4 protein-coding genes and 2 pseudogenes are annotated in these 7480 nt (G+C 60.3%); 4 read left to right on the top strand and 2 right to left on the bottom strand.

What is annotated here, in order from left to right:
* Together Q0239_RS15720 and Q0239_RS15725 are read right to left on the bottom strand one after the other, a co-directional pair.
* A pseudogene (locus tag Q0239_RS15720) lies at window positions 1-547 on the bottom strand (hypothetical protein); the annotation flags it as partial.
* Window positions 548-617: 70 nt separating this feature from the next.
* On the bottom strand, window positions 618-806 hold the full coding sequence (locus tag Q0239_RS15725; protein WP_298604628.1) for a hypothetical protein: 189 nt from the start codon (window positions 804-806) through the stop codon (window positions 618-620).
* A gap of 142 nt (window positions 807-948) precedes the next feature.
* Between Q0239_RS15725 and Q0239_RS15730 the strand changes: the two genes are divergently transcribed.
* The 4 genes and pseudogenes from Q0239_RS15730 to Q0239_RS15745 form a co-directional block, all read left to right on the top strand.
* Window positions 949-1857, top strand: a complete 909-nt coding sequence (locus tag Q0239_RS15730) for a WYL domain-containing protein (RefSeq protein WP_298604630.1) — start codon at window positions 949-951, stop codon at window positions 1855-1857.
* A gap of 2 nt (window positions 1858-1859) precedes the next feature.
* Window positions 1860-2564 carry a nucleotidyltransferase domain-containing protein gene (locus tag Q0239_RS15735; RefSeq protein ID WP_298604632.1) on the top strand — a complete coding sequence of 235 codons (705 nt, stop codon included), beginning with the start codon at window positions 1860-1862 and terminating at the stop codon, window positions 2562-2564.
* A gap of 337 nt (window positions 2565-2901) precedes the next feature.
* Window positions 2902-7245: a strawberry notch-like NTP hydrolase domain-containing protein gene (locus Q0239_RS15740; protein WP_298604634.1), complete on the top strand. Its 4344-nt coding sequence runs from the start codon at window positions 2902-2904 to the stop codon at window positions 7243-7245.
* 11 nt (window positions 7246-7256) lie between these two features.
* Window positions 7257-7480 (top strand): annotated as a pseudogene (locus Q0239_RS15745) (DNA primase); the annotation flags it as partial.

Below are 7480 nucleotides of genomic sequence, written 5' to 3' on the forward strand. Positions count from 1 at the left end.
CGATCCGGTTGAGCTTGCTGACAAGGCCGCCCGCCTTAACAACGATTGCAAGGATATCGTCGGTCTTGCCGTCGTCGTCTTCGCCCATGATTTGGATACGATCGCCCTCGACCGTGGCGGTGCCCTTCTCTCGAAAAAGAGCGACACGCCGCCGAGCCTCCTTTGCCCATGCCTTGGCATCGTCGCAAAGAACGTGATTCTTGGAGGCACGGCGGAATACAATGGGCGACGACCACATTTCTCGGATTAAGATCTTGTCGTCACACTTAACCCATTCATCGGGCGGGCCTAGGTGAAAATGGGTTTCCAACCCGCAGATATGATCCTTGTCCGGATGGCTGAGAAGAAAACCATCAACAAAAAGACGGCCCTTTTCGTCGCGGGAAAGCCGTTCGCGCAGATCTGCCATGACATTCGGCGTTTCGTCATCCTCGTCGTCTGCCGCGTTGCGCACATGCAGGTCGGCAAGGAGCTTCTGGTCGTTGTCGAACGTGATGAGCGTCATATCGCCGTTGCCGACGGGGAAAAATGTGATTGAAGCAGTCATACTAATCCCTCTTGGTCAAACGGCGGCTGCCAAGTGCGCGCAGCGATCTGACAGCACCTGATCTTGACACTCATGCGTTGGGCGTGTCGCGACCGTCCGGTTCGCGGGCAACACCCTTGAATGGTTCGCCATCGTCCTTGACACTCATGAGGTGGCCGGTGCGCTCATCGCGCTTCTGCCAGAGTCCATCGGGCCGCTGAAACTGTGTGCGCCCTGTCACGGCACCGCGTCGGAACCCGTCACCAGTATTTTTCGCCATTTTTTCGGCCCTTTGCGTCTGTTCGTCGACCTTAGGCGTTGATCCCCGCGATCATCGCGTCCATTGAATATGGGAACGATAGCACTACCCGTCAAGAAATGCGATGGGATATTTTTTTCGAATCGAGTTGTTGGAGGGTTAGGTGGCTGAGGAATCACGCGAGACAGTACGCTGGGGCGTGCAGCGGCGGCTCGAATTTATCGATTTCCGGCTGTTCTGGGACGGGCGTTTCAATCGCCGTGATCTGTCGGAAACCTTTGGAATCTCGGCACAACAGGCTTCATCCGACATATCCCAATACACCGTGCTGGCGCCCGGTAATCTCGTGTACGACCAAACCCTGAAGGCCTATCTGCGGGCTCCGACCTACGAGCCGAAGCTGATGCACGCCTCAGCCGAACGCTATTTGCTTCAACTTGTCGCAATCGAGAATCGATGGATGCGCCAGGAGGACACTTGGTTTGACGATCGGCCGCCGATCGAGAATGTTTCGCTGCTGCGCAAGCACACGAACGCGCGAATCCTGCTTCATATTCTCGACGCTATCAACCAGCGTGGCCAGCTGGAGATCCAGTACAAGTCAATCACCGGGTCGCCCGAGCCAAGTCGCGTGATCGCGCCCCATGCACTCTTTCACGCCATCGGTCGTTGGTATGTGCGGGCTTGGTCAACAGAACATTCGGATTTTCGTGATTATAATCTCTTTCGCATTGATCAAGTCGGCGACATTACCAGGGCCTCGATCGATCCCACACTCGATTTTGAGTGGATGCACGAGATCGACCTCATCTTGGCGCCCAATCCGGCACTGTCTAAGAGCCAGCAAGCGGCACTTGAGGCCGAGTACGAGATGGTCGGCGGCAGGCTCATCGTTACCAAGCGGCTCAGCCAGACCTTTTACCTGATGACCGAGCATAACTTCGACGTTGCGCCCGACACATTGCCGCCGGGGAAGCAGCAGCTGGTGCTCCTAAATCGCGAGGAGGTCGTCAATGCTCGAACCACGGCGCGCAAGCTGTCGATTGATGCGATCGAACGAGCTTCCCGTTGAACATGGGTATTGGAGATCAAGGGGTTTCCGCGATCTTGCTCTTCGGCAGCCGTGCCCGTGAGGACAATGGCAGGGGTTCGGACACCGATCTCCTGCTCATCAGCCCACCCGGCACGCCACAACACAGTTCGATCGGCCACCTCTCGATGTTCTTCTATCCATGGGAGAAGCTGACAAACGATGCGCGCGAAGGAGATTTATTCGTGTGCCACATCGTGCGCGAAGCCAAGCCGGTATTCGACCCATTAGGCCAGCTGGATCAGTTGCGGTCGAAGTTCAGGCTGCGGACAAGCTATGCCCGCGAAATCGCGCACGCTCGTGACCTAGGGTGGTTCCTCGACCATCACGCTCGCGCGCTAAATTCTAACTTAGTCGTGCGCCGCATGGTCTGGTGTATTCGCACGATCCTCATCGCGAGGCTCGCTGAGCGCGGCACGCCAGTTTTTGCGCCGCTTGAGCTGGCGATGGCAGCGCCGGCTTCTGCTGCAGACCTTCTAGCTGATCGCCACCAGCGCCGTTTGGATATAACGATGCGGCAGCGATTTCGGCAATACATGATGCAGGAAGACTCATGTCCTGTCCTTCCGAGCGAAGCGACTATCAATGACTACCGGTCACTGTTCGTCCAAACCGGTAACAAGGTAGGTTTACAAACGATCGAACGCGGCCTGCTAACGCCCGAAGCCGGCGAGGATTTTTATCATTAAGCCGATTGGATCGATCATAATCCGAGTTGGCGGGAATCATCCAAATTTACGCCGCCAAGCCACCGATTTAGCGTCCTCTCCCGGTTGATTAGAGGCGTTCACGCTGAGCTGATTGAACGGCGAGCTTCGGGCGACGAAATCAACAATCACATCGGAAAGATCCCGACAGGAACCGACCGCTGCTCGGCCATTCTTTTGCTAAAATATGCTAACACTTCCCTGCGTCGTTCGGGCGGAAATCCAGTGAGAGCGGCGCCGGGAGCGGGCGAATCGCCCGGGTTTGAGAGAGAGTGTCCGGGCGTGATCCGCCCTTCCTGCTCTCCCGGAGATCCCATCAATGGCCCATATCCTTACGGACGCAGCGCTTGGCGCTGCGTCGCTCGCATCGCATTGCTCATTTGACGCGCGGGCTCGTGCGCTACTGGCCGCAGCTACCTCGCTTCTTCCCCTGCTCGAAATTGGGCGGCCCGTTGAATCCGCATATCTGGGCAATGGGATGACGGCAGCCTTTGGCGGCACCGACGCTGAAGGTGCGTGGGATTGGAAGAGCGCCTACGATGCCTGTGAGGTTGCTCAAATCCTTTTCCTGCGCCGTTTTGGCCCGGCAATCTTGTCGCGCAGTGGCTCCCGATCTCACTCCCTTGCGCTGATTGAGCGGGTATCAGCTCTTATGCCAACCCACACCCGGCGCTCTGAAACCAGCCAGGCCTTGCAACAATATTCGACGCCTGCGGGTCTATCGTTCGTGGCCGTTGTCGCTGCTTCGATTGGCGTTGGCGAAACTGTGCTCGAACCTTCTGCTGGCACAGGCATGTTGGCGATTCAGGCCGAACTGGCCGGTGCACAGCTCGTGCTGAATGAACTCGCTGAAGGCCGGGCAGCGCTGCTGTCGCACTTGTTCTCGGGCGTGGCTGTCAGCAGACATGACGCCGCGTCGATTGATGATCGCATGCCCATTTCGGCACGCCCAAGCGTCTTTCTGGTAACCCCGCCGTTTTCGGCCGTCGCGCATGTTGAGCGGACGATGAAGGACGCCTCGCTTCGCCACATTGCTTCCGCCCTGGCCCGGCTCGAGCATGGGGGTCGGCTGGTGGTCATTACCGGCGCTGGCTGTTCTCCTGATGCTCCAGCATGGCGCGATGCTTTCATCCGGTTGCAGGGGGCCGGACGTGTGGTCTTTACAGCCTCCATCGACGGCAAGGTCTATCGCAAGCACGGCACAACGATCGACATCCGACTGACGGTAATCGATAAGCTGCCCGCTTCCGAACCCACGACCTTCGTTCCGAGCGCAGGAACCGCTCCTGATACCGCGACCTTGCTCAAATGGGTCGAAGCGCAGGTGCCGCCGCGCGGACCGATGACCCCATTGTCCGGTGCAGGACTGCATTGCGCTTCGTCGTCGCCCGTGAGCCGCGCGGTTGCTCGGACTGTTCCGATCAATCCCATGGTCGATGCCGATGCGCCGGAACTCACTTATTCGACTGCTGACTGGTCTCCGCCCGAGGGGCAACTCGGTGACAGCATCTACGAACGATATGGACTTCAATCGGTCGTCATTCCCGGCGCATTGCCGCACCCGACGCCGCTGGTTCAATCGGCGTCGATGGCCTCGGTAGCCCCGCCGAAACCAACCTATCGCCCGCACCTGCCCGAGCGCCTGTTGCGTGACGGCGTGTTGTCCGACGCGCAGCTGGAATCCGTAATCTACGCTGGCGAGGCCCATTCCGGGCATCTGGCAGGGGCATGGACCGTTGACAACACATGGGATCTCGTCTCGGCGGCAGCTGAGGAAAGCGATGCTGCTATCCGTTTCCGCCGCGGCTGGTTTCTGGGTGACGGCACGGGCGCGGGCAAAGGCCGTCAGGTCGCAGGCATCATCCTCGACAACTGGCTCAAAGGCCGCCGTCGTTCGCTCTGGGTTTCGGTATCGGACCGCCTGCTTGAGGATGCTCAGCGCGACTGGTCGGCTTTGGGGCAGGAACGCCTGCTGGTGACGCCCTTGTCACGCTACCGGCAGGGTTCCCCTATCAAGTTGGCGGAAGGCATCTTGTTCACGACTTATGCGACCCTGCGTTCGCAGGAGCGGGGCGGCAAGGCGAGCCGGATCCAGCAGATCGTCGAATGGCTTGGCCGTGACTTTGACGGTGTCATCATCTTTGACGAGGCGCACGCCATGGCCAATGCCGCAGGCGGCAAGGGCGCGCGCGGCGATGTCTCGGCTTCACAGCAGGGACGGGCGGGCCTGCGGCTGCAACATGCGCTGCCCAATGCTCGAATCGTCTATGTCTCTGCCACCGGTGCCACGACGGTGCAGAACCTCGCCTATGCCCAGCGGCTCGGGCTGTGGGGCGGCGAAGACTTTCCTTTCGTCTCACGCGCCGACTTCGTGGCCGCGATTGAGGATGGCGGCGTTGCTGCCATGGAGGTGCTGGCCCGCGATCTTAAGGCGCTTGGCCTCTATGCTGCCCGCTCATTGTCATTCGACGGCGTCGAATATGACCTGCTCGAGCACCAACTGACCCCTGAGCAAGTGCGGATTTACGATTCCTATGCCGGAGCATTTCAGGTCATTCACGCCCATCTCGATGCGGCGCTCGAAGCATCGGGCGTCACCAGTGCATCCCATGGGACCTTGAACGCACAGGCCCGGTCGGCAGCGCGATCAGCGTTCGAAAGCGCCAAGCAGCGTTTCTTCAACCACCTGATCACCGCAATGCAGACGCCAAGCACCATTCAGGCGATGCAGCGCGATCTTGAGGCTGGTCACGCCTGCGTCGTGCAAATCGTATCGACGGGCGAAGCCCTGCAGGAACGCCGCCTTGCCGAAATCCCGACCGACGAATGGGATGACGTTTCCGTGGACATCACGCCGCGTGAATATGTGCTCGACTATCTCGCGCACAGTTTTCCGGTGCAGCTCTATGAGCCTTTCACCGACAGCGAGGGCAATCTCGCCTCGCGTCCTGCTTTTGATGCCGACGGCAATCCGATCCTCAACCGCGAAGCCTGCCGTGCCCGTGATGCGATGCTTGAACGACTTGCCGCTTTGCCGCCTGTGCCCGGCGCGCTTGACCAGATTGTCCAGCATTTCGGGAGCGATGCGGTTGCCGAGGTGACCGGACGTTCCCGTCGTATTGTGCCCCGCGCCAACAGCGATGGTTCAGTCCGCTTTGCTGTCGAGAACCGGCCAGCCTCTGCCAACATCGCTGAAACCCATGCGTTCATGGATGACAAGAAGCACATCCTCGTCTTCTCCGAGGCTGGCGGCACGGGGCGATCCTATCATGCCGACCTGGGCGTGAAGAACCAGCGCCGCCGCGTCCACTACCTGCTCGAAGCGGGCTGGAAGGCCGACACCGCCATTCAGGGCTTTGGCCGCACCAACCGCACCAATCAGAAGCAGCCACCGCTGTTCCGCCCGGTATCGACCGACGTGAAGGCGCAGAAGCGCTTCATCTCGACGATCGCCCGAAGGCTCGACAGTCTAGGGGCGATCACGCGCGGCCAGCGGCAAACCGGCGGCCAGAACATGTTCAGCGCCAGCGATAATCTAGAATCCTACTATGCCCGCGATGCCCTGCGCCAGCTTTACCAATTGCTGGTGCGCGGCAAGATCGATGGCTGTTCGCTCGGGCAATTCGAAACGGCCACCGGCCTGTCGCTGCTCGACAGTGACGGCGGGCTCAAGGACGAGCTTCCGCCCATCACGACCTTCCTCAACCGGATGCTGGCGCTCACCATTTCCATGCAGAACATCCTGTTCGAGGCCTTCGAGGGCCTGCTGACGGCCCGGGTCGAAGGCGCAATCGCCAGCGGCACTTATGAAATGGGCCTCGAAACCCTGCGCGCCGAAAGCTTCTCGGTCTCCGACCGCAAGACCATCTACACCCATCCCGGCACCGGAGCTGTGACCCACCTCCTGACCATCGAACGCAAAGACCGGATCGAGCCGGTTGTGCTCGAGAGGGCGCTGGCCATGGCAGTGGATCGCGATGCCGAACTCGTGATCAACACCCGCTCCGGGCGCGCGGCAGTCAAATTGCGCGCGCGCAGTCTGATCGACGATGATGGCGGCATTCACCCACGCATCCGCCTCGTCCGGCCTTTGGAGGCGACCAACATCCTCGCGGAGGCGTTTGCGACGAGTCATTGGGAACCGGTGGACCGTGAGCGGTTCAGAGAAGTCTGGCAGGCCGAACTTGCCGACTTGCCCGAGTTCGAAACCTCGACCCTGCATATGGTTTCAGGCCTGCTGCTGCCGATCTGGCGGCGGCTCCCCAATGAATCGACCCGCGTCTACCGCCTGCAAACCGATGCTGGCGAGCGCGTCATCGGCCGCAAGGTTTCGCCCGCTTGGGTCGCCACGGTGATTGAGCAGGACACGGCGTCCGTCGTGCCTGCCGAAGCTTGGGCGATGCTGTGTGCCGGAGATGCCAAACTGCATCTGACCGAAGATCAGACGCTCGCCCGCGTCCGCGCCATGAATGACTGGCGGATCGAACTGACCGGCTTCAACGATCTTGGTATCGAGCGATTGAAGGCAATGGGCTTGATCTCCGAGATCGTCTCGTGGAAACTCAAGCTCTACATACCGACAGGGGCTGTCGGGGTGGATGTGCTCGCCAAGCTGCTGGACCGGTTTCCGATCCAGCGGATCGCGGCACGCAAAGCCGCCTGAAGGAGCCCCGCATGGACAGTCCCGCCACCGAAATCGCCCGCCGCCTTGCCGCCTCAGCCGAGGCGGTCTGCCGTCGTTACCTGTCCAATGGCCGCCGTGAAGGCCGCTACTGGCTGGTCGGCGATGTTCACAATTCGCCGGGTCGCAGCCTCTACGTCAGATTGTCGGCCACGGCTGAGAGCCGGGGAGGCGCAGGCAAATGGACAGACGCGCAAAGCGGCGACCATGGCGATCT

Source organism: uncultured Sphingorhabdus sp. (genome assembly GCF_937872355.1).
Taxonomy (GTDB): domain Bacteria; phylum Pseudomonadota; class Alphaproteobacteria; order Sphingomonadales; family Sphingomonadaceae; genus Sphingorhabdus_B.